General features: G+C 66.9%; 23 protein-coding genes and 1 pseudogene. 14 read left to right on the forward strand and 10 right to left on the reverse strand.

Annotated elements, in window-relative coordinates; all coding sequences use genetic code 11:
- Positions 1-86 precede the first annotated feature (86 nt).
- The 11 genes from ACQPXS_RS18370 to ACQPXS_RS18420 all read left to right on the forward strand — a co-directional run bounded on the left by ACQPXS_RS18370 (position 87) and on the right by ACQPXS_RS18420 (position 11573).
- A complete protein-coding gene (locus tag ACQPXS_RS18370) occupies positions 87-1085 on the forward strand; it encodes a UDP-glucuronic acid decarboxylase family protein (RefSeq protein WP_433450406.1) in 999 nt (332 codons plus the stop codon).
- 206 nt (positions 1086-1291) lie between these two features.
- Positions 1292-2047, forward strand: a complete 756-nt coding sequence (locus tag ACQPXS_RS18375) for a WecB/TagA/CpsF family glycosyltransferase (protein WP_433450408.1) — start codon at positions 1292-1294, stop codon at positions 2045-2047.
- Positions 2044-2856: a class I SAM-dependent methyltransferase gene (locus tag ACQPXS_RS18380; RefSeq protein ID WP_433450409.1), complete on the forward strand. Its 813-nt coding sequence runs from the start codon at positions 2044-2046 to the stop codon at positions 2854-2856. The genes ACQPXS_RS18375 and ACQPXS_RS18380 overlap by 4 nt, the downstream gene beginning before the upstream one ends.
- A gap of 44 nt (positions 2857-2900) precedes the next feature.
- Positions 2901-4145, forward strand: coding sequence for a glycosyltransferase family 4 protein (locus ACQPXS_RS18385; RefSeq protein WP_433450410.1), 1245 nt, complete (start codon positions 2901-2903; stop codon positions 4143-4145).
- Complete coding sequence (locus ACQPXS_RS18390; protein WP_433450411.1) at positions 4139-5326, forward strand: glycosyltransferase; 1188 nt, start codon at positions 4139-4141, stop codon at positions 5324-5326. The genes ACQPXS_RS18385 and ACQPXS_RS18390 overlap by 7 nt, the downstream gene beginning before the upstream one ends.
- Before the next feature lie 377 nt (positions 5327-5703).
- The gene (locus ACQPXS_RS18395) at positions 5704-6786 is read left to right on the forward strand and encodes a glycosyltransferase (protein WP_433450412.1); all 1083 of its coding nucleotides are present in this window, start codon (positions 5704-5706) and stop codon (positions 6784-6786) included.
- Positions 6783-7637: a glycosyltransferase family 2 protein gene (locus tag ACQPXS_RS18400; protein ID WP_433450413.1), complete on the forward strand. Its 855-nt coding sequence runs from the start codon at positions 6783-6785 to the stop codon at positions 7635-7637. The genes ACQPXS_RS18395 and ACQPXS_RS18400 overlap by 4 nt, the downstream gene beginning before the upstream one ends.
- Positions 7628-8866, forward strand: a complete 1239-nt coding sequence (locus ACQPXS_RS18405; RefSeq protein ID WP_433450415.1) for a glycosyltransferase family 4 protein — start codon at positions 7628-7630, stop codon at positions 8864-8866. Before ACQPXS_RS18400 ends, ACQPXS_RS18405 begins: the two co-directional genes overlap by 10 nt.
- A 150-nt stretch (positions 8867-9016) precedes the next feature.
- Entirely contained in the window at positions 9017-10123 is a 1107-nt protein-coding gene (locus ACQPXS_RS18410) for a glycosyltransferase family protein (RefSeq protein ID WP_433450416.1), read from the forward strand.
- Between the two features lie 99 nt (positions 10124-10222).
- Complete coding sequence (locus ACQPXS_RS18415; protein ID WP_433450417.1) at positions 10223-10606, forward strand: hypothetical protein; 384 nt, start codon at positions 10223-10225, stop codon at positions 10604-10606.
- Positions 10607-10622: 16 nt separating this feature from the next.
- The gene (locus ACQPXS_RS18420) at positions 10623-11573 is read left to right on the forward strand and encodes a transposase (RefSeq protein WP_433450418.1); all 951 of its coding nucleotides are present in this window, start codon (positions 10623-10625) and stop codon (positions 11571-11573) included.
- Between the two features lie 53 nt (positions 11574-11626).
- Here the strand turns inward: ACQPXS_RS18420 and ACQPXS_RS18425 are convergent, their stop codons facing one another.
- Complete coding sequence (locus tag ACQPXS_RS18425) at positions 11627-13141, reverse strand: oligosaccharide flippase family protein (RefSeq protein WP_433450419.1); 1515 nt, start codon at positions 13139-13141, stop codon at positions 11627-11629.
- 309 nt (positions 13142-13450) lie between these two features.
- A complete protein-coding gene (locus ACQPXS_RS18430; RefSeq protein WP_433450420.1) occupies positions 13451-14812 on the reverse strand; it encodes an O-antigen ligase family protein in 1362 nt (453 codons plus the stop codon).
- 509 nt (positions 14813-15321) lie between these two features.
- Between ACQPXS_RS18430 and ACQPXS_RS18435 the strand changes: the two genes are divergently transcribed.
- Positions 15322-16119, forward strand: a complete 798-nt coding sequence (locus ACQPXS_RS18435) for a hypothetical protein (protein WP_433450421.1) — start codon at positions 15322-15324, stop codon at positions 16117-16119.
- 237 nt (positions 16120-16356) lie between these two features.
- Positions 16357-16662 (forward strand): annotated as a pseudogene (locus ACQPXS_RS18440) (transposase); the annotation flags it as partial.
- A gap of 21 nt (positions 16663-16683) precedes the next feature.
- On the opposite strand, the gene ACQPXS_RS18445 reads toward ACQPXS_RS18440, so the two are convergent.
- The 5 genes from ACQPXS_RS18445 to gmd all read right to left on the reverse strand — a co-directional run bounded on the left by ACQPXS_RS18445 (position 16684) and on the right by gmd (position 19708).
- Positions 16684-17292, reverse strand: coding sequence for an IS3 family transposase (locus ACQPXS_RS18445; protein ID WP_433450422.1), 609 nt, complete (start codon positions 17290-17292; stop codon positions 16684-16686).
- Positions 17292-17555, reverse strand: coding sequence for a hypothetical protein (locus ACQPXS_RS18450; protein WP_433450423.1), 264 nt, complete (start codon positions 17553-17555; stop codon positions 17292-17294). The genes ACQPXS_RS18445 and ACQPXS_RS18450 overlap by 1 nt, the downstream gene beginning before the upstream one ends.
- Positions 17552-17860, reverse strand: a complete 309-nt coding sequence (locus tag ACQPXS_RS18455; RefSeq protein WP_433446195.1) for a transposase — start codon at positions 17858-17860, stop codon at positions 17552-17554. Before ACQPXS_RS18455 ends, ACQPXS_RS18450 begins: the two co-directional genes overlap by 4 nt.
- Positions 17861-17934: 74 nt before the next feature.
- Complete coding sequence (locus ACQPXS_RS18460; protein WP_433450424.1) at positions 17935-18363, reverse strand: hypothetical protein; 429 nt, start codon at positions 18361-18363, stop codon at positions 17935-17937.
- Between the two features lie 319 nt (positions 18364-18682).
- On the reverse strand, positions 18683-19708 hold the full coding sequence (gene gmd, locus ACQPXS_RS18465) for a GDP-mannose 4,6-dehydratase (protein WP_433450425.1): 1026 nt from the start codon (positions 19706-19708) through the stop codon (positions 18683-18685).
- A 275-nt stretch (positions 19709-19983) separates the two neighbouring features.
- Here gmd and ACQPXS_RS18470 point away from each other — a divergent pair, with 275 nt between their 5' ends.
- Positions 19984-20988, forward strand: coding sequence for a GDP-L-fucose synthase family protein (locus tag ACQPXS_RS18470; RefSeq protein WP_433450427.1), 1005 nt, complete (start codon positions 19984-19986; stop codon positions 20986-20988).
- Between the two features lie 67 nt (positions 20989-21055).
- Here ACQPXS_RS18470 and ACQPXS_RS18475 read toward each other — a convergent pair whose 3' ends face one another.
- The 3 genes from ACQPXS_RS18475 to ACQPXS_RS18485 are packed head-to-tail and all read right to left on the reverse strand — an operon-like array spanning position 21056 to position 24457.
- A complete protein-coding gene (locus ACQPXS_RS18475) occupies positions 21056-21865 on the reverse strand; it encodes a glutaminyl-peptide cyclotransferase (protein WP_433450428.1) in 810 nt (269 codons plus the stop codon).
- Positions 21858-23684: a DUF4012 domain-containing protein gene (locus ACQPXS_RS18480; RefSeq protein WP_433450430.1), complete on the reverse strand. Its 1827-nt coding sequence runs from the start codon at positions 23682-23684 to the stop codon at positions 21858-21860. Before ACQPXS_RS18480 ends, ACQPXS_RS18475 begins: the two co-directional genes overlap by 8 nt.
- Before the next feature lie 59 nt (positions 23685-23743).
- On the reverse strand, positions 23744-24457 hold the full coding sequence (locus ACQPXS_RS18485) for an LPXTG cell wall anchor domain-containing protein (RefSeq protein ID WP_433450432.1): 714 nt from the start codon (positions 24455-24457) through the stop codon (positions 23744-23746).
- Between the last annotated feature and the right edge of the window lie 131 nt (positions 24458-24588).

Consider the following 24588-nt stretch of genomic DNA (forward strand, 5'->3'; position numbering starts at 1 on the left):
AGATACACGACGTCAACCTGATCTTCGGAAGCGACATCGCAACTTGCCACCGTCCGGTCTTGGGCGGTGCAGCCGAAAGGACCTGCATGCGTGCAGTAGTGACGGGCGGGGCCGGATTCATCGGTTCCCACTTGTGCGAACGACTGCTCCACCAAGGCCACGAGGTGGTCTGTGTGGACAACTTCGTGACCTCCAGCCCCCGCAACGTCGAACACCTCGGAACCGAGGGGAACTTCCGGCTGGACCGACGGGACGTCACCCAGGGCCTGGAAGTGCCCGGTCCCGTGGACGCCGTGTTCCACCTGGCGTCACCGGCCTCGCCCGCGGACTACCTGAAGCTGCCCCTGGAGACGCTGCGCGCCGGGTCGGCCGGCACCTGGCACGCCCTGAACCTCGCCGCCACGAAGGGCGCCCGCTTTCTGCTGACCTCCACCTCCGAGTCGTACGGCGACCCGCTGGTCCACCCCCAGCCGGAAAGCTACTGGGGCAATGTCAACCCGGTCGGTCCCCGGTCGGTGTACGACGAGGCGAAGCGCTTCGGTGAGGCACTGACCATGGCCTACCGCAGGCACCGCGGTGTGGACGCGAAGATCGTGCGCATCTTCAACACCTTCGGCCCGCGGATGCGTGCGGACGACGGAAGGGCCATCCCCACCTTCGTCGGCCAGGCACTGCGCGGAGAGCCGATCACGGTCACCGGGGACGGCAGCCAGACCAGGTCGCTGTGTTACGTGGACGACCTGGTCGACGGACTGCTGCGCATGCTGGCGAGCGACCACGGCGGCCCGGTCAACCTGGGCAACCCCCACGAGGTCTCCATGTTCGAGCTGGCCGAGTGGATCAGGAAGCTCACTCGGACCACCTCTGAGATCACGCTGATTCCCCGCCCCCAGGACGACCCGGAACGACGCCGTCCGGACATCACCCTGGCTCGCGAACTGCTGGACTGGGAGCCCTCGACCCCGGTGGAACAGGGCCTTCGCGACACCATCACCGACTTCCGGCTCCGCCTGGTCTCCGGGAGCCTCGCCGAGCGCGAGAGACGAACGGTCCCCTCACCGCTGACGGCCTCGGCCCGCTCATGATCGCTCCAGCGGGCACGCAACACGCGCCGGTCCCGCACACGGCCCCCGTGGTCCGATGCATGGGAGTGCCCATCACCGCACACACACGGGAAAGCGCCGCCCGGGACGTCGTACATCTCGCCCGACGGATCCGCGCGACTCGCCTTGCAGACCAAGGAGTTGCAGCCGACGCACCCCATGTCACCGACGCGACCGCCCGTGGCGACGTGCACCTGTGCAACGCCTACACACTCGCACTCGCCGACCGGGACCCGGAGTTGCACGGCATCCTCCGCGCGGCGCCCCTCAACCTCCCGGACGGTCAGCCCGTCGTCTGGGCCAACCGGCTCCTCCACCGGAAAACGACGCTGCCGGCCACCCGCGTCTACGGTCCCGACCTCTTGCTGGACGTCTTCGCCCTCGGCCGGCGGAGCGGACTGCGCCACTATCTGCTGGGCTCCACCCCGCACGTGCTGGAGGCGTTACGGCGGGAGCTGCGACAACGTTTTCCGGATGCCCTGATCACCGGCACCTGCTCCCCGCCCTTCCGGCCCCTGACTTCTCAAGAAACGCGGAAACAGCAGGAAGCCATCCGCTCGGCCGAGGCGGACATCGTGTGGGTGGGACTGGGCACTCCGAAACAGGACCGATGGGCCGCCGAACTGTGCACCGCACTGCCCGTCGTGGCCGTCGCGGTGGGCGCGGCCTTCGACTTCATCGCCGGCACCAAACCGCAGGCACCACATTGGATGCGGCGCAGTGGGCTGGAGTGGGTGTTCCGTCTCGGTTGCGAGCCGCGACGCCTGTGGCGGCGGTACCTGTTCGGCAACGCGCGGTTCCTGTGGGGGGTGGCACGGCAGGCGATCCGGCCCGTGAACGAGAACGGCGGGAGAACACCATCGGCGGCCAGTCGCCTGAATTCAAGCCGACTCGTCGAACAGGGCAGGGACATTCCCGGCCGCATTCCTAAGGTACGGCCATGACGTCCACTCAGCCGAAGCCCTCGATGAGCGAACTCCAACAGCGTGACCACGGAGTTGGGCACGACTATGCCAAGGGCTCTCCGCACATTCGTCACCACGCCATTCGGGACCGGCTCATCACGGGTTTGCACACCCTGGTGCAGGAGGTCATCGACCGGAACGGACGATGCCGCGTACTCGAACTGGGAGCCGGCCACGGCACCTTCACCGATCACCTCCTGGCCGCAGGCGCACAGGTCACCGTGACGGAGATAAGCGAGCCGAGTGTGCGGTTTCTCGACAGCCGGTTCAGCCGCAATCCGAATGTCACGGTGGTTCACGACCAGGACGGCACCGCGGCATGCCAGGCGGGTCCGGTGGACGCGGTCGTGTGCGTCTCCGTTCTGCATCACATCCCGGACTACCTGGGCACGGTCAAACAGCTCGTCGAGAACATCACTCCCGGAGGGGCGTTTTTCAGCGCCCAGGATCCCCTGTGGTATCCGCGTCGCTCACGAACGTCCATGAGCCTGGACCGCAACGCGTACTTGCTGTGGCGCCTCGGTCAGGGCCAGTTCCGGCGGGGCCTTTCCACTCGTCTGCGGCGGATGCGCGGCGTCTATGACGAGGCCAACGAGGCCGACATGGTCGAATACCACGTCGTCCGCGACGGCGTGGACGAGGAGGCGCTGCGGGACCATCTTGCGTCGGCCTTCGAGGAAGTCGAGGTACAGAGTTACTGGTCGACGCAGTCAGGGGTGTTGCAGGCCATCGGAGAACGGATCTTCCCGCCGAGTACCTTCGGCGTCGTCGCCAGAGAACGCCGGTGATGCCCCGTGGATGGCCCACACCGGATTATGCCGAAGGTGGACAGGTGAACGCTCATTCCCCGATTGATCCGCCACCCGCTGGTTCCGCACCCTATCGGGTGGCGCTGGTGCACAGCTTCTACTCATCGGGCCAGCCCAGCGGGGAGAACGTTGCCGTGCTCGACCAAGCGGAAGCGCTGCGCTCCGCCGGGCATGAGGTCACCGTGGTCTCGGCACACACCGACGAATTGCAGAGTGAGCGTGGGTACAACGTGCGCGCGGCCGCCCGTGTTGCCACCGGTTTCGGCCGGTCACCGCTGGCCGCCCTCAGCCGTTTCGCTCCTGATGTGGTTCACGTCCACAACCTCTTTCCCAATTTCGGGACCCACTGGCTCCACCGTTGGCCGGGCGCCGTCGTTGCCACTCTCCACAACTACCGGTTGGCCTGTGCCAGCGGAACGCTCTTCCGAGACGGAAAGATGTGCACCGCATGCCCCGACGGCGATCGATGGGCGGGGCTGCGACACCGTTGCTACCGAGGCAGACGCGGCGCCACGCTCCCCATTGCCTGGGCCGGCCGGGGTGGTGCGGATGCCCATCCCCTGCTGCGCCGCGCCGAGCGGCTCGTGATGCTCTCCGAGCTCAGCCGGGACCTGTTTCTGCGATTTGGTGTACCTCGGGAGAAACTCACCGTGGTACCCAACTTCGTCAACCTGGAGGACCCGGCCGGACGGAGGGAATCAGGTGGGGTAGCAAAGGGAACTGCCCCCCGCTGGCTCTACGTCGGCCGACTCAGCGAGGAGAAGGGTATCCTGCCCCTGCTGCGGAACTGGCCGGAGAACGAGCCTCTCGACGTCATCGGGTCTGGGCCACTGGAACTGGCCTGCAGAGCTGCCGCGCCCGGGAACGTCCGATTCCTCGGTAAGTTCTCGCGCAAGCAGATCGCGGCCCATCTGGCAGGTTGTATGGGTTTGATCTTTCCCAGTGTCTGGCCCGAGACGGCACTGTCGCTCGCCTGTCAGGAGGCTCTCGCCGCCGGGGTGCCCGTACTCGCACGCGAGGGCTCGGCGGCGGCAGACAGTGTGAAGCAGGACGCCACAGGCCTTGTCTACAGCGATACTGACGAACTGCCGCGAGCCCTCTCCGAGGCACGTCGACACTTCCCCCGACTACGGGACCACTGCAGGCAGGTTCACACCGAGCGATACACTCCGCGATCTTGGACGAGCCGTATGGAGGCCGTGTACGCACAGGCGCTGGAACAGATCACGGTCCAACGGACGGTCCGTGCTACGGAGACGACATGCTGAGCGCTGGAAGCACCCGACGTGTTGTCGTGGTGCAGCCGTACGTTCCCGGCTACCGGACGTCCTTCTTCAATCACCTGCATGCTCGTCTGGATGCTTCAGGCGTCGCCCTGGAAGTACTGCACGGACCTCCACCGCCTCAGCATGCGGCCCGGCGAGACGCGTCTTCCTGCGCCTGCGCGGTGCAGGTGCCGTCTCGGCGGCTAACAGCCCCTGGTGGGCGGTCCCTTTTCTGGAATCAGGTGCTCCGCCGCACGGCTTCCGCCGACGTGATCGTGCTGGAACAAGCGCTGCGCAATCTGGATGCGTATCCGCTCCTGCTGAGACAGCTGGCCGGGCGAACGACCGGGCGGGGTCCCCGAGTGGCCTTCTGGGGACACGGACGGACCTACACCAAACCGCACAGTCGTCTGGAGACCACCGCAAAGAATCTGGTGACCAGACTGGGCTCATGGTTCTTCGCGTATACGAAATCCGGAGCCACATATGTTGCAGCGCAAGGTTTCCCCCGGCAGCGAATCACCATTGTGCGTAATTCCGTCAATACCGTTGAACTAACAACCGGCCTCGCTCGAGCGACACGGCCGGGAACACCTGAGTTCGCCGAGGCAGAGCTGCTACGCGAACGGTACGGCTTGGTCGCCGGGCGCACGGCTCTGTTCATCGGCGGGTTGGACACTCCGAAACGCATCCCTTTCCTGTTGGAATGTGTCGACAGGATCGCTGCCGAACTTCCCGGTTTCCGCCTGTTGGTCGCCGGCGAAGGCTCCGATCGTTATCTGGTGGACCAGGCGGCATCTCAGCCTGGCAGTCCGGTCGTCACCATGGGACACGTCGACACGCGGAGGACGGCGCTGCTCGGTGCGGTGAGCGACGTCATGTTGATGCCCGGGCGGGTGGGACTGTGCGCAGTGGACTCGTTCGCCCTGAAGACACCCATCGTCACCACCGACTGGCCCTGGCATGCTCCCGAGTTCGAGTATCTGGAGGACGGTCGCAATGCTGTGGTCACGCGTGACAATGTCGCGGCGTATGCCGCGGCGGTAAAGGCGCTGCTGAGCGACCGCGCACGGCTGGCATCCCTTCGACTGGCGTGCAGCGAAGAGGCGACTGACTACACGGTGGACGGCATGGCGGCGCGTTTTTGCGACGGTCTGCTCAAAATGCTTGAGCGAGACGCCTGAAATGGGGTGAGGTGAAGGGACTCGTGACAGCGCTGGCGGCAGACGGTGGAATCTTTTCGCAACCAGAGTGTCCGGGCAATAGACTGCGGATCTTCATGCCACGCTGTCGCCATGTCATTGCCCGATGAAAGCGTCAAATTTGCCATGGGCGCGCTGCATCGGCCAGTAGACGTGTGGCTTCTCGGGGCGGTCAACACATGGGATGTCCATGGGACTTCCAGGCACTGCGTGACGAATGGAGCCTGGCGGGTTCGGCGACATCCGCGGTTCGGTCCGGGGGAGCGATTCAGACAGTGCCGCACCTCGCTCGCTGGACTCAACGGAGGTCTGGAATGGATCAGCCTCGATCCGGCTCCATGTGCGTACGCGTTCTGCACGTGCTGAACCAGCTTCGGGCGTCAGGCGCCGAGGTGATGCTCCACAGGGCCGCCGGGCAGTGGAAACACCATGGCATCGAGGCGGAGGTACTGGCTGTCGCCCCGGCCCCGGGGCCATTCGCGGCCGACCTCCGAAGCGTGGGCTACGCGGTGGCGCACGAGCCGGACGAGCAACTGATCCGCGTACCGCCTCGACTCGCACGCCGTGTGCGCGACGGCGGCTTCGACGTCGTTCATCTGCACGCCGAGCGGGCCAGCTTCTACTTCGGGCTCGCCGCCCGCACCACCGGAGCCGGGGTCGTCCGCACGGTGCACAGCGTCTTCGGGTTCGACGGCGTCCTCCGTGCGCAGCGAGAGCTGCAACGCAGGATCCTCCGCCGTATGGGTGTCGTTCACGTCGGTGTCAGCCGTGGGGTCGCTGACAATGAGCAGTTTCGCTTCAGGAACCCCGCGCAGATCGTGAACAACTGGTACGGGGATGAGTTCGTCCCGCCCACGCCGGCTCAGCGCGAGGCTGCGCGCCATGCACTTGGCCTCGCGATCGGCGCCCCAGTGGCGGTCAGCGTGGGCAACTGCGCGCCCGTCAAACGCCATGAAGCGCTCCTGAAGGCACTCGCGCACCCGGCGAGTCCGCCCGGTCTGGTGTATCTGCATGTGGGAGAGGAAGAGGGCGGACACGCCGAGCGGCGGCTCGCCGAGCGCCTGGGCCTCTCCGACCGGACCCGCTTCCTGGGACGCGTCCATCCGTTGCACGCGCTCTACGCGGCGGACGTCTTCGTCATGACGTCGGCCTACGAGGGGCTCGGGCTCGCCGCGGTCGAAGCCGTTGCCACCGGGTTGCCGACGGTGTTTGCGGACGTCCCGGGGCTGCGGGAGGTGGCTCAAGCCGCCCCCTCCGCCTGGCTGACAGACATCACTCCCGCACAGCTCGCCGAGACGATCGGCAGGGCGGTCCGTAGCGCGGAGAACCGCTCCGCCGCCGACGACCTCCGCGCCTTCCGGGACCGGTACGACATGCAGCGCGGCGTGGCCCACTACTCCCGGATCTACCGCAGCCTTGCAGCGGCCGGAGAGCCGCGATGACCACCGTTGTCACGCTGATGACCTGCCACAACCGCCGGGAGACGACTACCGGCTGCCTTCGCTCGCTGCGCGGGCAGAACGGTCCGGGAGTGGCCCTGCGGGTCGTGCTCACCGACGACGGCAGCACCGACGGGACGGCCCGGGCGGCCCAGGAGGTGTGGCCCGGTATCCATGTGGTGCGCGGTGATGGATCGCTGTTCTGGGCGCGCGGCATGGCCGTGGCCGAGGCCGCCGCCCCCGCATACGACTTCTTCCTGTGGCTGAACGACGATGTCGTCCTGGACGACGGCGCTCTGTCGCAGTTACTCACCACGTACCGTGCCCTGGCCGAGGTGCAGGAAGAGGTGATCGTCGTCGGCGCGGTGCGGGACCCGTCCAGCGGGACCGTGACGTACTCCGGGGTCAGGCGGAACAGCCGGCTGCACCCGATGCGCTTCGATCCGGTCGTTCCGGGTGACACGCCGGTCCCAGCCGACACCATGCACGGCAACGTGGTGCTCGTCCCGCGGAGCGTGGTCGCGCGGGTCGGCCCGATCGATGGCGGCTTCGGCCATGGCATGGCCGACTTCGACTACGGCCTGCGGGCACGGGCTCTGGGGGTCCGGATCTGGGTCGCCCCCGGAACGGTGGGCACGTGCGCCCGGAATCCGGCGCCCGCGCACGCCGATTCCTCCCTTCCGTTCCGTGCCAGGTGGAAACTGATCCGTTCGCCCAAGGGACTGCCACCCGGCAGTTGGCGGCGCTTCACCCGCCGGCACGCCGGGCCGATGTGGCCGGTGTTCTGGCTCCTGCCGTACGCACGCCTTCTCATCGTCCCTCACGCACGCAGGAGGAGTCGGCCATGCACGTGACCATCGCCGGTCCTGTCGATCTTCCGTTGCTCGCACGGCTTCTCGAGGAATCCGCCGAGGCCCTCCCGTCGGGACTGGGCGGAACGGTCCTGGCGTCGCTTGTCGCGGAACTGTCCAGGTCGGGCCATGAGGTGACGGTCGTGACGCTGGGCCCCGGAATCAGCAGGCCGGTACAACGGCGGATCGGCGCCGTCGACATCCGAATGGGCCCCTACCGGTCCCGGCACCGTGCCGCGGACGCGTTCCGCCAGGAGCGCCGAGCCGTCAGGGACCTCCTCGACGGGCTGAAAACCGATGTCGTCCACGCGCACTGGACGTACGAGTTCGGACTCGGCGCACTCGCCTCCCGGCATCCGGTCCTCGTGTCCGTCCACGACTGGGCGCCCGCGATTCTGCGGCATCACCGGGACCACTACCGAGCGGTGCGGCTGGCGATGCAGATCCGCTGTCTGGCCAAGGCCCGTCACCTCGCCGTCGTCTCGCCGTACATCAAGAAGGCGCTCAGGCGCCACGGCCGCGGCGCGGCCCTGCTGCCGAACGGCCTGCCGACAAGGTTCCTCGCCACAGAACCGGGCCGATCGGCCGGGTCGGTGCGCCGCATCCTCTCCGTCAACTCCGGGTTCTCGGCCTGGAAGAACGTCACCTCCCTGCTACGAGCGTTCGTCCATGTCCGCCAGCACCTGCCGGGAGCGGAACTCGTCCTTGTCGGCAGCGAATTCGAACCGGGCGGCAGCGCGGAGGCCTGGGCGCGGTCAGCCGACCTCGCCCAGGCGGTGGTGTTCGCCGGCCCGACGCCTCTGGAGAAGATCATCGAGCTGATGGACACCTCTGACCTCTTCGTGGCGCCGACCCTGGAGGAGTCGTTCGGGATGACCGTCCTAGAAGCCATGGCCAGAGGTGTTCCGGTGGTCGGAGGCCACGCATCGGGCGCCGTTCCCTGGCTGCTGGACTTCGGCCGGGCCGGTGAACTGACGGACGTTCGACGTCCGGAGCGGATCGCGGACGCGGTCGTGATACTGGCGGGCGATCCCCGACGCAGGGCGCGGCTGCGGCTTGCCGGGCTGGAACGGGCCAGGTCGTTCGGCTGGTCCTCCCTCGTGCCGTGGTACGAGGAGCAGTACCGGCGTGTCGCCCGCGACCGCCATGTGAACGTGCTGGGCCCTTCCGCGCGACAGGCCCCGGCAGTCCCCGCTGTGTCTCCGCCCGCCTCTCCCAACTCCAATGCATAGAGGGGAATCTGTGTAACCGAGGCGGTGGCGGCCAGAGAGCATCCGGTGCGGTATTCGCTCGGCATGACGATCCCTCCTACCGCCTTGGTGGTAACACACACCTCGTTCGTCGCACGCGCATGCTCAAGTGAAAGGGAACTGGGCACCGACATGAGCCTGCCCGTAGTTCTACATCTCAGTAATGAAGCGTCGGTCGGTCCGACTCTCGGCTTCGGCAGCGACTTCGGCGAGCTGGAAGTTGAGTCGCTGCTCCATTATGTGCCAGTGACACCAATGGAATTCCTGCCACGAGGGCTGTCGCGGGCACTCCAGGAGGTGTCGAGACGCGCTGTCGAGGCCAAGCCCGACGTGATCTTTGTGCAATCGCCGCACGGCTTCCCGTGGACCGAGAAGTCTGTAGCACGGCTGCTGCGGCAAGTCGGCCACCCGCCTGTCATCTACTGGGAAGGCGACGGGTGGGGAGGGCGCAGGACGCTGCCCGAAGGCAGCAGGGCGTGGTTGCGTCACGCCGATACGGTCTTCTCGGTAGCCCTCGGCCCACAGGCACAACTGCTCGGTAGCCACAGCAGGCATCCGGTGCGATACGTCTGCAGCGTCATGTCCACCTGGCTGCAGGTGTCCGGGCCGGTGACACCGATCGAGGAGGCGGAACACGATGTGATGCACATCGGAGGTTGCTACACACGCCTCGGGTTCTTCGCATGCATCGACGGAGCGCTGGAACGCCGTCGCTTGGTACGCAGGCTCTCCCGCGAGCACGGCCGCCGTCTCGCCGTCTACGGTCCGGGGTGGCGCGGGCCGAGCGCAAGAGGGCGTCTCGCCTACAGTGAACAGATCCGGACGCTGCGCCGGTCGCGGCTCAGCGCCAATTGGCAGCACTTCCCCCACTACCCGGGCTACTTCTCCGACCGGCTGCCGATCAGCCTGTATGCGGGACGTCCGCACATCAGCTCACGGCCACCGGGCGTCACCTGGCTCCCCGGTCCCGACCAGGGCCTGCATCTAGTAAACAGCGTCGACGAGGCCGTGAGTCGAGTACGTGACCTGCTGCGCACGGATCCAGCCGAGTTGCATGCGGCAGGACTTGCGGCTCACCACTGGGTGCGGTCCCGGCTGACCAGCAGAAACGCGCTGCGTTATATGCTCGGTGACTATCTTCCCGTGCCGCCTCCCCCCGCCGACCCCTGGCAGGCGATCGCGGCGATGGACGGCCTGGTTTCCGCACGAGGCCACGTGCGTACGGCGTCCACTGGCTGACCAGTACATCGGCGTCGATGCCCTCTCTGTCAGCCTTGGGTGAGACGTCCCGCTTCGTCGGGTTGGCCTGAGAGGGCACAACAGGAGAACCACCCTCTCATGACCAGCACCACCCCCGCCGGGTCCGATCCGGCTCCCCGGCCGAAGCGCCGCACTTTCAGCCCCGAGTACCAGCTGCGGATCGTGACCGAGTACGACACCGCGCCCAAGAACGAGAAAGGCACGGTCCTGCGCCGCGAGCGGCTGGACCACTCGCACGTCAAGGAATGGCGGGCCGCGCGGGATGCCGAAGCGCTGGAGAAGCTGGTCGACCAGCGGACCAGCCCGGCGAGGCAGAAGAAGCCGGCTGCCGAGGCGGAGAACGAGAAGCTGCGCCGCCAGGTGGAACGGCCGGAGAAGGAACTGGCCCGGAACAAGGCCGCGTTGGAGGTCATGGGAAAAGCTTCCGCGCTCCTGGAAATGATCTCCGAGGGCGCGGACTGAACGCTGCCGTCGGCCGGTGGTCGAGGACGCGTTCACCGGCATCGAGGGCGAGCTCGGCATCACGGCGGCCTGCCGGCTGACCGCTCGCTCCCGGGCCACCCGCTACCGTCGGCTGCGTCCGGCACCGTCGCGCGGAGCCCGCAAGCGGCAGGTCCAGCCCTCGGCCCTGACGGCTGAGGAGCGGGCTGCGGTCCTGGAGCTGATGAACTCGGGCGAGTACGCCGAGCTGCCGCCCGCGCAGATCTGGCCCGTGCGCTGGATCCTGCGCGAGAAGGGGCAGACCGGCGAGCGCCGCCGCCAGGCCACCCACCCGGCGAAGACGGTGCCCGAACTGGTCGCCACCGCGCCCTCGCAGGTGTTCACCTGGGACATCACCAAGGCGGCCGGACCCGTCAAGGGTGTCTGGTATCACGCCTACGTCGTCATCGACATCTTCAGTCGCCACGTCGTCGGCCATACCGTCGAGCGGGTCGAATCAGTGGTGTGGGCCGAGGAGTTGATCCGCAACGGCATCGTGCCCGAGACCGTGCACGCGGACCGTGGCACGTCGATGGCCTCGAAGAAGGTCTCGCAGCTGCTGATCGATCCCGGCGTCACGCGGTCGCACTCGTGGCCGAAGACCTCCAACGACAACCCCTACAGCGAGGCCCACTTCAAGACCACGAAGTACATGTCCGACTACCCCGAACGGTTCGACTCGCTGGCCCATGCCCGCGAGTGGTTCGAGGCGATCATCGCGTACTACAACCACGCGCACCGTCATTCGGGCATCGGCTGGCACACGCCGGCCACCGTGCATCTCGGCACCGCCAAGGAGGTCCACGACCAGCGTGCCGTCACCCTCGCCGAGGCATACGCCCGCCACCCCGAACGCTTCGGCCGCCGGCGCCGACCACCCCGGATACCCCAGCAGGCACGGGTCAACGACCTGGCCAAACGCAGGGAACCCGCACCACAAACCTCATAGCGTCACGACCGCCTCACTGGGCTTGAAATCTTCCGATGAGGCCGATCACTCCCTCACGCGGCCGGAAAGGCCGATTCCCCCGGTCCGCGGCCTCTTTCATTGCCCCGGCCGTCTTCCTTCTCAGCCCCCGTCACCTCCGAGAGACCAGCAGAACGCCTTGCCGGTGGAATCAGGCCTACGGCGATCGCCGCCCTGTACAGGGGGATGCGACTCCGGAACAGCAAGCAGACGGGAACAGCCAACAGCGTGGCAGCGAGCCCCCAGAACAAGGCGGACACCGGATCTCCGCCCAACGAACTGCCGAGAGCGGCGGCACTTCCGAGTACGGCTCCGATCAGGATGTGAGGCAGGTGGATGCGAGCGGCGGTGTCGAACCGCAGCAGGCCTGATCGGTGCCAGAACCACAATTGCACGACATGGCCTGCTGACTGTCCCACAATTGCCGCTGTCACCAACAGCGAGAGATCCCGCAGGCCGGCGGCAACCGCGATGCCGAGGACCGAGCCGGTCGTCACCGTGAACTGTGCACCGATCACGGCAGCAGAAGCATGTCGCGCCTGGTCGATGGAGGACCCGAGGGAACACAGAAGGGTGGCGGCCGAGGCCGCTGCGAGCAGTGGTACAAGCCCCGCCGCAGTGCCCCAGCCCTGACCCAGCAGGATCGTCAGTGCGGCCGGCCCGAGACCGCCCACCACGCCGAATCCGATGAACGCCGCGGCCGAAGTCATGCAGAGAACATGCTCCATTGCGATACGAAGCCCATGCCAGCGCCGTTCGGTGATCAACGGAGTGACGGCCCGGATCAAGCCCTGAGCCACAAAGGTCAGCGGTAGTCCTGTCAGGGTGGAGGCACGGGAAAGAGTGCCTGCGGCACCCGCCCCGAGCAACCTGGCGGTGGCCCATACCGGCGCACTATTGGTGGCGAACTGTACCAAGCTGTACGCCGTGAGAAAGCTGCACGAGGCCAAAAGGTCACGCAATCCCACGGTCGGACCGGGAGCCAGTCGCAGCGAGGCGACTGCGATGGTTCCCATGATAAGTGTCACGGAAGCGGCGACACCTTGGGTAGCGGCCACCCCCCAAGGGTTCCAGCCACAGGCGAGCAGTGCACTCCCCGCGGCCATCCCAACCGCCTGTCCAGTCACTTCGACCGTGACCGCTGTACGCGCTCGCCCCAGGCGTCGCAACGCGGCCACGACGATCGAAGCCCCTGGCATGAAAAGGAACTGGCATGCCATCACCTGAAGCATGGGACCGAGCTCAGGCATTCGCCAGAGATGACCCATCGCAGGGGCTGTCGATTCGATCAGAATGAGGCAGACCAAGCCGGCCAGCACACCCAATCGGTGGGCCGCCCGGACCATCCGAAGAGTCACCCGCTCCGCACGCAGCAGGCTGGGGGCCAGACCCGCGGTGGCGAAGTAGCCGAAGAACTGGATGACCGTGAGCCCGACGGCGTATGCGCCAAATGACGACGGTGCGACGGTCCTGCCCGTGTATGCCGTGTAGCCCAGCTGAAGAAACACGGACACAACCGAGCCGGCATAGTTCCACAGAATGCTGGCCACGACCGAGCGTCCTGTCGCAACAGGTGGCGGGCTCTGCTGTTTGGAAGTCATGCCACCGCTTCCCCTCGCCGACCGGATGACGGATTGGTGAGCCGGAGAGCGCGGGAGCGCGCGTATCGAGTGGGCCCGCGCAGGCACGACCGTGTTACGGCGCCATTCATAAGATGCTTGGTGCCTTCCGCGTATGCGGTCGAGGTCAGTCGAGCGCAGCCATCGCCGGTTGAACGGCGCGGCGATTTCGCGTAATTCTGCCTTCAGGACGGTGGCAACATATTGACGAGAGGGCTGGCGTCGCGTGGTCAGGCGTCGTCATACCGTAGCCCGACTAGGCTGAACTGGCATGATTTTCTCAGACTCAGCGGCTGGGCCGGGTTGCGCCTTGATTCCGTAAGACGGAACCGAAATGGTCGGCGATTGCATGTCGCTATGGCCATCGAGCGCAGAAGTGATGAGAACAAGAACCATTGCCACTAGCATCAGATTACAGGTCACCGCGCCCAGCCCCTCAAGAGGTGACTCCGTGAATCCCCGAATCACCAACATAATGGGCAGAGACAGCGTCAACCCTGCCGTGCGACGTGCTGCGAGACGTCCGAGCACAAGGATGACATACAGGAATACGACGAGGCCGGCGAGCCCCAGGAGACCGGAAGTTGCCATGGTCTGAAACAACTGATTATGTGCTTGCCCGGCCCACATGAGTGTCGGATCGCGAATAACGTTCTCTCGATACTCCGGAGAGAACACCATAGGCCCGCGGCCATACAAAGGGCTTTGCATGAATTCTGCCAGAGCGATCTTCCAGACTCGTGTGCGGCCATTCAATGACATGATGTCGCGGCGACCCATCATGTCCGGGATGAATTGCTGCCCATTCGCAACGAGCGCGACCACGGCCAAAAGTCCTGCACCGCACAGGGAAAACACTCCCCATCGGTGCAGGTTTTGCTTTGGCGCATTACGCAAACGTACGTGCAGACAGACAAGTGCAAGGACGCAGAACCAGCCGGTGCGCGACTCGGTCAGCATGAGAGTAGCGGTTGCAACCAGAGCATGAAGCACCCACCATGGCTTCCGTCCAATCCTTGCGAATTCGACCGCGAGTGAAACAGCACAGATCGGCCCCAATGCGTTGGGGTGCGGCGTCAGCCCGGCAAGTCGCCCGACCCCGAGGTCCATGTAATCGTGGTGAGTGATGAGCGCGTCAACGTTGTCACCATAATGCGTCGCCCAATCCGGGGCGACAAGGAGAGAGGCGAGGCTCCCCCACACATACACTCGCAAGACGTATCGAAAGTGAAGAACCAGTTGCTCAGTCCGAGTCTTTGAGGCCAGGAAGAGTGCGGTAGACACGAGCGGCGCCATCAATAATTGTTGCAAATGGTTGCCGTTTCCTGTCAGAATTGACGAGACAATCGGCCCGGTAAACAGCAAGAAGAATCCCACCAATAGTGCCGTCGCACGCCTGACGTGATCATTCCACGCTTGAATAATAGTGATGAGTGATGAACAGCCAAGTGTTGCGGTGAGCGCCTGTGCTGCGACCAATCGCCAGCCGACGAATGGCGCGCTGCCTGCCAGCAGGGAAGTTGAAACCGACTCGCGCGGAAGTAGCAGGGCCACTACGAGCGGTCCAAGCCCGATCAGCCACAGCAGTACGCGTTTCGCCATCGTGACGCCTCCTTTGATGACTTCCTGGTTCGTTTCACTTACGGACCTTGGCCGCTAACCATCCAGCCATTCTCGCGCGTGCCGGTTGCTCGACCTCGGTGGTCGTCTGCGCTTCGGGCCGGCTCTTCCGGATGGTTCTTTTTAAGGTCTCGTTGTCTTGGAGCCGAAGGCGCCCAACCGGCTCAATTGTCAAGACAGGCGCAATGCGACCTCGCACGAGAACTGCTCAGACTCCTGGCCAGGATACAGAAACCTCGCTTCATGCCGTGCGTCATGACGGCGTGTCGGAGGCACTCGAAGGGGGCTCTTGGGCGACGGCGAAAAGAGGTGAGTGATGCCCTTGGCTATCTCCCTGGCCTGGGCGACCTGCTGCCCAGCGTCGCTTCCGACGTCCTCACTGCGGTCGTCTGCGAATTTCCCTTGACATCGCTAATCTCCTGGCGGCTTTCATCTACTCGACGACACTGCCGTGGTATGACAGAGGCCCGATCGACCGACAGGGAGAGCGAGTGGCAACGAAGCTGGCTACCGAACTGGAATCGTTCCAGAGCATCTGGAAAGGCGGGTTCTTCAAGGCTGATCCCCTCGAACCACTGGATTCCCTGTACGGGCTGTGGGGCTACACGTCGATGCAACACGCCACTTACCTGGCTTGTATCAAGCCGTACATCAACAGCACGACGCGTGCTGTGGAGATCGGCCCCGGGAGGGGAGCCTGGACGCGTGCCATGGTGGGTGCCGACGAGGTCATCTGTTTGGACGCCCTCTCGCCCGAGCACAACGGCTTCTGGGAATACGTCGGCAGGCGTGAGAACGTTCGGTACTGCAAGGTCGAGGATTTCAGTTGCGGCATGCTGACCGACGACAGCGTCGATTACCTGTTCAGCTTCGACGCGCTGTGCCACGTCAGTTTCGACGGCATCTCCGCTTATCTGACGAACCTCTTTCCGAAGTTCCGGTCAGGGGCGCATGGTTTCATCATGGTGGCCGACTACGCCAAGTACAACAGCTTCGTGCAGAACCAATCCCGCTTCGACGTGACGAGGACTCTGCTGGCGAAGAGAAGCGGACAGTTGAAGCGACGCCTGATCGACGCCTACCTGCTGCCGTTGCAGACACACGCCCGCAACCGCGCCAACTGGCGTCTGCTGGACCTTTCGGAGGACGACGTGGCTCGGCCGGGCCGGTGGTACAACGCGGGGGGCGCGCGCACCTGCGAACTGCTTGAGAGGCTGGGCTATGAGGTTGTGGACCCGGATATGGAACTGGACTACCGCAGCCCTGTGATCCACTTCCGCAGGCACTGAGCCTGTTCCATCCTCAGTCCCAGCCGGTCGGATGGAGGCGGAGACCGCGTGTGCGGTCCGCCATTTCCTGCTACACGTAAGGCCGTTGAGCCGATCATGGGGCACGATCGCGGTGAGTATCCGTCCGATCTGACGGACGAGCAGTGCGCAATGGTGGCGCCGTTGCTCCCGCCGGCCAGGGCGGGGCCGAAGTGCGGCCGGCGGGAGATCCACGACTCCCTCCGCGGCTAGGACCACGAGGCCGACGGCCGCAACGCTGGGCCGAGTGCGGGGTTGATCGACTCGCACTCGGACCGCACCGTCGGTACCCTGCCGGCCGCCACCAGGAGCTTCGACGCGGGCAAGAAGGTCAAGGGACGCAAGCGGTGCATCGTCATCGACACTCGTCCGGAGACCATGACTCGCCAGGCACTGATCGGCATCACGGTGCGGCGGCTCACGCGCACGGGTCCTGCTACACGGCCAGGTCCCGGGCCGCTCGCCCGGGTTCGGGCAGCGGAACAGACGGCTGGTGCGTGGGTGATTGAACTTGCTCCGCTTTGACGGACACCCTCGCTGTGGTGGTCAAGCCGCCAGGGCGTTCTCGTAGTCGGCGGGACTGCGGTAGCCGAGGCTGCTGTGCAGCCTGCGTATGTTGTACCAGCCCTCGATCCACTCGAAGATAGCTGAGCGGGCAGCCGTGCGGCTTGGCCAGGGCCGGTCGTTGATCAGCTCCCGCTTGAGGGTGGCGAAGAACGACTCTGCGAGCGCATTGTCCCAGCACTGCCCAGTTCGGCCGACCGACAGGCGGACACCGAATCCTGTTGCCAGCGCCGCGAATTCACGACTGGTGTACTGACAGCCGCGATCCGTATGGAAGATCACCGGGCCCGATGGACGGCGGGTCCGGCAGGCCGCCCGTAGGGCGTCGGCGACCAGTTCGGTGCGCAGGTGGCCGGCGGTGGCCCAGCCGACGACGCGACGGGAGGCAATGTCGATGACGGTGGCCAGGTAGAGCCAGCCCTCCTCGGTCGGGATGTATGTGATGTCGCCGCACCAGCGCGCGTCGAGGCCGGTCGGATCGGGCTGGAAGTCACGCAGAACCAGGTCCGGCCGCACAGCGGCATTCGGGTCGGGCACCGTGGTGCGGTGACGTCGACGGCGGTGCCGACCCTCAAGGCCGGCCTGACGCATCAACCGGGCGACCCGGCGCCGTCCGCACCGGTCACCACCTGCTGGAGCACGGCATGGACACGCGGGACTCCGTAGCTTCCCCTGGGGTACGCATGGATTTCGGTGATCTTTGAGGTCAGCTCGGTGTCGCGGACGGCGCGGGGACCGGGCTCGCCGTTGCGGCGCGCGTAGAAGGCGGCACGGGAGACCTTGAGCAGCTCACACGCTCGCTTGACGTTGTGGCCTGCCTGCTTCTCCGCCTCGATGAACGGGTGGACCGTCACCGGGTCTCCTGCGCGAAGAAAGCCGTGGCCCGCTTGAGGATGTCCACGTCCTCGCGCAGCCTGCGGTTCTCCCGCCGCAGCCGGGCCAGCTCCTCGCGCTCGTCGCTGGTCAGCCCGTCGCGCTCGCCGGCGTCGACCTCGGCCTGGCGCACCCAGTCCCGCACCGCGGTCTCGGTCAGGTCGAAGTCCTTCGCGACCTGACCCACGGACCGGTCGCCGCGCTGGCACAGGTCGACGATCTCAGCCTTGAACTCCGGCGTGAACGAGCGCCTGGGCCTCGGCTTCTTCTTCCCCATGCTCTCCATGATGGACATCATCCTTCCGAGGCCGAAGCCCCTGATCAGGAGTGTCCGTCAAAGCGGATCAAGCCCAGATTGGCTCAGTCCCCCTCGCCACAGAGAAGGATCGCCTGCAGTGCGAGCAGGTCCGCGTCATCGAGTTGTGGGACCGTCCAGCCGTTGGCTTGCGCGTGCGCCAGGAACTGCGGGTCGAGTGCCACGTGGTAGTGCTCGACGTAGTGGGCCAGGTCCGAGTACCAAAGCCAGTGCCCGTCCGTCAGCAGGTGCAGTCCGCCGATCGCAGGGTTCTCGGGGCTGAGAACGTCCCGCACGAGCGTGGTCGTCGCAGGCAACAGGGCTCCGCTCCGCAGGTACTCGACCAGCTCACGAGCGTTCGCGGACGCCTCGGCTTTGACCGCGGACCGCAGCGACGGTCCATCTGGGCTGCCTTGCTCAAGCTCTCTGAAGTCTCCGACAAAGAGGACCCGCGCATCGCTCACCAGCAGAGGCTGGAACATCTCCTCGCCCACGACACACCTATATCTCAGACCAAGCGCCCGGATCTTCGCATGGGCCCGATTGACGCCCTGCGACCTACAGTGGACGGCCCTTCGAATTGGCTATGACAGGTCTGTCGGATCGGTGACCGATCCACACCGCGAGCGTATGTGTCGGCAGGTTCCATCCCTCCAGGCCGGGCCTGAACAGGAACACCATCCGCCCGCCGGACAGCAGTAGCCGCCCAACACCTCGACAGCGCGATTCCCCTCAGCCCGTCGACGAACGCGAGGCCGCCGTCACCGCGAGGCATGCTGGCGCCCGTCGCGAGGACGGCTGTCCTGAGTACTTTCACGTGGCCATGGCGGGAACCTTGGCTGCCCACCCGGCGACCGTCCCCCCCAAACCGGCCAGTTCGGCGTCCACCATCAGCCGGGCGAGTTCCGGGGCGAGCACCGTCGGGCGCCAGCCGAGGACCCGTTCCGCCTTCGACGCATCCCCGACCAGGTCGTCGACCTCGGACGGGCGCAGGTATCGCTCGTCGAACCGGACGTGGTCTCGCCAGTCGAGCCCGACGTGGGCGAAGCAGTGCTCGGCGAAGTCGCGGACGCTGTAGCTGGTGCCGGTGGCGACGACGTAGTCGTCGGGCTGGTCCTGTTGCAGCATGCGCCACATCGCTTCCACGTACTCGGGCGCGTATCCCCAGTCGCGTCGGGCGTCCATATTGCCCATGTAAAGCTCGTTCTGGAGGCCGGCCTTGATGCGGGCGGCGGCCATGGCGATCTTCCGGGTGACGAAGGTCGGGCCGCGGCGAGGGGATTCGTGGTTGAACAAGATTCCGTTGACGGCGTGGATGCCATAGGCCTCGCGGTAGTTGCGGGTCAGCCAGTAGGCGTAGACCTTGGCGACTCCGTAGGGCGAGCGCGGGTGGAAAGGGGTGACCTCGTTCTGGGGCGGGGGTGTGGCACCGAACATCTCGGAGCTCGAGGCCTGGTAAAAGCGGCACGGCAGACCCGTCGTCCGGATGGCCTCGAGTAGCCGAGTGGTGCTCAGGCCGGTGGTGTTGCCGGTGAATTCGGGTTCGTCGAAGGACACACGCACGTGGGACTGGGCGGCCAGGTGGTAGACCTCGTCGGGCTTCAACTGCTCGAGCAGTCCGGCGATCCGGGTTCCGTCCGTCAGGTCGCCGTAGTGCAGGAAGAGACGTGCCTGCGGGTCGTGCGGATCCTGGTAAAGGTGGTCGATGCGTTGCGTGTTGAAGGTGGATGCCCGGCGGACGATCCCGTGCACCACATATCCCTTCTCAAGCAGCAACTCCGCGAGATAGGAGCCGTCCTGGCCGGTGATGCCGGTGATGAGCGCGGTCTTGACCGTCACGCACACTCCTTTTGCTGGACTGGGGGGGCGCGGACCGCTTATGCGAGTCGAGTGGAATATCCCTCGCCGGAAAATCCGCCACGAAAGGCAGGTTAGGGAAGAAAAGCGGTCGAATCGAGCGCCTGGCCCAGCATACGAAAACCTGCTTCGGAAAGGCCCGTGCCTGCGTGTCGCATTCACTCGGATGCCGTGAACCGCGCGCGCCTCCCTCACCGGCGCAAGTCGAACGGGGAAGCTCTTCGCCGTCGGACATGAGTGAAGAAGGAGCGACGCCCATGGTCACCTGCACCGGTTCCGTCGTCGTGCCACCGGACGGGCCGGTACACCGCCCCCTCGGCCGCTCGGCCCGTGTCTTCGTGGCCGGAAGCCGTGGGCTCGTCGGCTCGGCCGTATGGAGGGAACTGGCCCGGGAAGGCTTCACTGATGCGGTCGGGCCCGGCTCGGCGGAGTTGGACCTACGGGACCGCCGGGCCGTATTCGACTGGTTCGCGGCCGCGCGCCCAGACGTGGTCGTACTCGCTGCCGCACGTGTCGGCGGGATCAAGGCGAACGCCACCAGGCCCGCCGAGTTCCTCTCCGACAATCTGCGCATCCAGGTCAACGTGTTGGACGCTGCCCTGGAACAGCGAGTGGAGCGGCTGCTGTTCCTCGGGTCCAGTTGCATCTACCCCAAGTTCGCCGAGCAGCCCATCCGGGAGGAGGCGCTGCTGACGGGTCCGCTCGAGCCGACCAACGACGCCTACGCCATCGCCAAGATCGCCGGCATTCTGCAGGTGCAGGCGGTGCGGCGGCAGTACGGGCTGCCGTGGATCTCCGCCATGCCGACCAATCTGTACGGGCCCGGCGACAACTTCCACCCCGAGCACTCCCATGTTCTGCCCTCCCTGATCCGGCGCTTCCACGAGGCGAAGGAGTCGGGGGCGCGACGCGTGGTGAACTGGGGCAGCGGCTCGCCCCGCCGGGAGTTCCTGCACGTGGACGATCTGGCCCGGGCGTGCCTGCACCTGCTGGAGCACTACGACGGGGACGGGCCGGTCAATGTCGGCACCGGCACGGATCTCACCATCCGCGAACTGGCGGACATGGTCGCGGAGGTCGTCGGCTACCAGGGGAGTATCGAGTGGGACACGAGTCAGCCGGACGGCACCCCGCGCAAACTCCTCGATGTCTCCCGGCTCACGGCGTTGGGCTGGGCGCCCCGCATCGAACTGCGCGAGGGACTCGGCCAGACGTACGCCTGGTACGTGAAAACCCTGGGATCCGGCGCTTTGCGGCAGTGACCGGCGCCGCCACTGCACGACGACGGCAAGGGCCGGTACCGCTCGACCGGTACCGGCCGCGCGTCCGTCAGGCCGGAACGAACACCACTCGGAACATCTTGGGCCAGAACTTCCCGGTGATCAGGAACTGATCCGTTCCGGGGACGGCCGCGATGCCGTTCAGCGTGGATCCCGGGACGAGCTCGTCACCGCGCAGCAGGCCCGACGCGTCGATCGTCGCCTTCACCGCTCCGGTGGCGGGATCGATGCGCAAGATGTGCTCGGTGAAGAGCACGTTGGCGTACACGGCCGCGCCGACGCACTCCAGTTCATTGAGGTTCGTGACCGGGCGGCCTCCCTCGGTCACGGCGACTCCGCCCGTCTTCGCGAGCGTCCCTGGGTCACGGAAGGTCAGGCGCGCCGAGCCGTCGCTCGTCACCAGCCGGCGCCGTGCCCGCTGGAAGCAGGCGCCCCAGCCGTCGTCGGGGTAGGGAACGCGGCGCAGTTCCGCGAGCGTCCTGGTGTCCCGCTCGATGGCGATCCGGTCCCGCCAGGTGAGCTGCCACAGCGTCCGGCCGAGCAGGGTGATCCCCTCGCCGAAGAGGGGTGCGGGCAGCGCGGCGCGGCGCGTGGGCGGTCTGCCGGGGGGCCCGGCCCGTACGGCGGATCCGCCGGACAGCCCGGTGCTCTCGTAGAGCGTGCCGCCGGCCATCTCCAGGCCCTCGGTGAACACCTTCGGGTCGTGCGGCAGGACCTGCAGGACCTTGACCCGCAGGCGCTCGACCCGGCGTGCGGCGAGCGTCCGTTCGTCGGCGGCCGCTCGTGTGGCCGCACAGGACCCGAGCGCGAGCGCACCCGCGAGCACCAGCGCCCCCGCTCGCCGCAGGCGCTCACGCACCGCACGCGCCCTTCGCCTTCAGCGTGGTGCGCAACGGTGTCACCAGTGGTTGCCGCAGCAGGACGGGCGTGCCGTTCGCGTGGGGTTCCACCAGGTGCAGGACCAGCGTGCGGTGGGAGCGGGCGGGGAGTTCCAGGTCCAGGGTGTACACGGGGTGGCCGCGTTCGACGCCGGGTGCGAGCAGAGCGGGGCGGCCGTCCAGGGTGGCGCCGGTGAGCCTGGCACCGACGCCCGCGTAGTACGACATCAGGAGCCGGTTGTCGCCCGGCCGGGTGCGGTAGGGCGGCTGGTCGACCCGTTGCGTGACGTAATCGGGCAGGCCGGAGGTGGGGGCCCGGTTGGTCAGGGTCACCGTTGCCGTGACCTGACGCTCACCGCCGGAGCAGCCGTCCGCCTCCCAGCGCAAGCTCCGGTCCAGGTAGTAATCCAGCTTGGAGCCCGCCGCGTTGTTCAGCACGAGCCCGGCGAAGGGCCCAGGGGTGTCCGGGAGCGTGCCCGAGTAGGGGCGTGTTCCGAGGAGGCGCTGCTCCGCCGCGTGGGCGCTCCACACCTTCAGCCGTCCGTCCCGCTCGGCGTCGTGCAGGGCGACGACCAGTGCGGGCAGCAGACGGGCGTTGTCGGCGGCGGCCATCAGCGGCGCGGCGGCGGCGCGGGCCGCGTCGACGAAGAACGCCTTGCGCCGGGCGACGTCGTCGTACTTCGCGTAGCTGGTCCGTTCGGTGAGGTCCACCACATTGTCTGCGGTGAGTTGGGTGCCGTCTGCCATGCGAGCCGGGCCGGTGACCCGCAGCAGACGGCTCAGTGTGGCGGGGTCGACCGCGATCGCGCCGTCCACGCGCTCGCCGGAGTGCTTGCGCCACGCGGCGGCCCAGATACGGGCCGCGTAGGGGAAGTGCGGGCTCACGTTGGAGTTTTCCCACACGGTGGTGGGTTGGTCGCCCCGGTAGCGCGCCGTGAAGTCGGCTCCCAGGTCGACGTCGGCCTTCGCCTTGGCCATCTCGGTGTTGTTGCCGAACCTCTCGAAGGCCAGGTGGCCCCGGTCGGCCCGTAGCACGGCGAAGGCTCCCGGCAGGCCCCCGGTGCCGCGTGCCTCGGCGAAGTTCTGGAACGCGAGGAAGTAACGCCGTTTCCCCTGCAGGCCGAGCATGGACGGCAGGACGCGGGCCGTCACGGACGCGTCGGCCATCACCGGGGCCAGCCGGTCGGTCTGCAGCGCGAGCTGGTCCCGGGCCCGGTCGGCCGCCGGCAGCCAGGTGGATCTCGGCAGTCCGTGCACGTCGGCCTGCACCTCGGCCGCCACCTGGGCGGCCCTGACGATGTCCGGGGTGTGCCTCTGCAATGCCATGAGGGCCTGTGACATCCCGGCGCCGTCGCTGTGCGCGGTGGGCTGTGGCAGGGCGTGTGCCAGGGGAGCGAGGACGTCGCCGGCCAGTCGGTCCGCCGCGTACGCGGCGCCGCGTACGGTTCTCATCGGGCCGCCGAGGAACGGAAGTTGGGCGCCGGTGTACCAGGCTGGGCCGGTGGTGAGGTCGTGCGCGCGAGCCGCATGGGCGGCTGCCGAACGTACCGCCCGGTCGCGTTTCTGCGCGGACGAGGGGGCCGTGGGGGAGGCGGAGGCCGGCGCGGGCGCGGCCGTCACCGACTGCCGCAGGGTGTCGAGGTCCTGCTGGGCCGCCAGCAACTCGGAACGGGCGAGCAGCCCGGTGACGCCGATCCAGGCGGCGCCGACGAGCGGCAGCGCCCCGCCGGCCAGCAGGGCGATGCGGAGGATGCGACGGCGGCGGGGCATCCGGTCGCAGGAGTGGCCGGACTCGGGCATGGGGCCAGCGTCCCGGCCGAGGCCGGGACGCTGTTCCGCCGTGCGGAGGTCTCCCCGTGTCATGAATTGCGGCGGCGGCGCACGGCCAGCAGCGTGCCGCTGCCCGCCACGAGCAGTGCCGCTGCGGCGCCGCCCACGGTCATGGCCTTCTCGCTGCCCGTCTCCGCGAGGCCGGCGTGCTGTGGCCGGTGCATCTGGTCGGCGGAGTTGGTGCGATCGTCGTCCCTCCACTGCCCGTTGTCCGCGTTATTTCCGTGATGTCCACCGTGGTGGCCCTTGTGTCCATCGTGGTGTCCCGGCTTGCCCGGGTGGTGGTGCGGCGGCTTGTGCGGGGGAGGTGAGGTGGGGGGAGGCGAGGTCGGGGGCGGGGAGCCGACCCCGCCCTGCACGTAGATGGTGACGCCGACACTGGGGTCGGGGTCGTCCGAGGTGAGCCGGAAGACGTGGAAGCCGGTGACGGTCGACGTCGGGATGGTCACGGACCCTGACACCAGTCCGTCGTCGTCGGCCTCGAAGTGACCGAGGACGACCGGCGTTGATTCCAGCATCGCCGTGACGCCCGTCCCTGGGTCGAAGGCCCTCGAGCTGAAGGTCAGCGAGTCTCCGGCCGTCACGGTGGTGGCGCTGACGCTCAGCGTCTCCGCCGCCCCTGGCGGATACGGCTGTGCGTGAGCGGTCTGAGCTGCCGCCAGGGGTGCGGCCACGAGCAGGGCGGCGGAAGCCGCCGATGCGAGTGCGACGCGCCATCTGGGCGGTGCCGTCATTCTCTTCATTCACTCTCCTCGACTTCGGTACGGGCCAAGCGGTCGCGCGTCGGCCGTACTCAAGATCCGGATGTTCAAGACCTGCGTACATGGAATGAATGGGACATATCAGGAACCGTTAACGTGGCGTCGCCCAGAAG

It is taken from the genome of Streptomyces sp. CA-142005 (genome assembly GCF_050942335.1).
GTDB lineage: Bacteria > Actinomycetota > Actinomycetes > Streptomycetales > Streptomycetaceae > Streptomyces.

Excerpts from the sequence above, each read along its gene's own strand:
- ACQPXS_RS18370 (WP_433450406.1), top strand. The coding sequence starts at position 87 with ATGCGTGCAGTAGTGACGGGCGGGGCCGGATTCATCGGTTCCCACTTG.
- ACQPXS_RS18415 (WP_433450417.1), top strand. The coding sequence starts at position 10,223 with ATGACCAGCACCACCCCCGCCGGGTCCGATCCGGCTCCCCGGCCGAAG.
- ACQPXS_RS18480 (WP_433450430.1), bottom strand. The coding sequence starts at position 23,684 with ATGCCCGAGTCCGGCCACTCCTGCGACCGGATGCCCCGCCGCCGTCGC.
- ACQPXS_RS18405 (WP_433450415.1), top strand. The coding sequence starts at position 7,628 with ATGCACGTGACCATCGCCGGTCCTGTCGATCTTCCGTTGCTCGCACGG.
- ACQPXS_RS18445 (WP_433450422.1), bottom strand. The coding sequence starts at position 17,292 with ATGCGTCAGGCCGGCCTTGAGGGTCGGCACCGCCGTCGACGTCACCGC.
- ACQPXS_RS18470 (WP_433450427.1), top strand. The coding sequence starts at position 19,984 with ATGGTCACCTGCACCGGTTCCGTCGTCGTGCCACCGGACGGGCCGGTA.
- ACQPXS_RS18380 (WP_433450409.1), top strand. The coding sequence starts at position 2,044 with ATGACGTCCACTCAGCCGAAGCCCTCGATGAGCGAACTCCAACAGCGT.
- ACQPXS_RS18400 (WP_433450413.1), top strand. The coding sequence starts at position 6,783 with ATGACCACCGTTGTCACGCTGATGACCTGCCACAACCGCCGGGAGACG.
- ACQPXS_RS18410 (WP_433450416.1), top strand. The coding sequence starts at position 9,017 with ATGAGCCTGCCCGTAGTTCTACATCTCAGTAATGAAGCGTCGGTCGGT.
- ACQPXS_RS18390 (WP_433450411.1), top strand. The coding sequence starts at position 4,139 with ATGCTGAGCGCTGGAAGCACCCGACGTGTTGTCGTGGTGCAGCCGTAC.
- ACQPXS_RS18455 (WP_433446195.1), bottom strand. The coding sequence starts at position 17,860 with ATGGAGAGCATGGGGAAGAAGAAGCCGAGGCCCAGGCGCTCGTTCACG.
- ACQPXS_RS18485 (WP_433450432.1), bottom strand. The coding sequence starts at position 24,457 with ATGAAGAGAATGACGGCACCGCCCAGATGGCGCGTCGCACTCGCATCG.
- ACQPXS_RS18430 (WP_433450420.1), bottom strand. The coding sequence starts at position 14,812 with ATGGCGAAACGCGTACTGCTGTGGCTGATCGGGCTTGGACCGCTCGTA.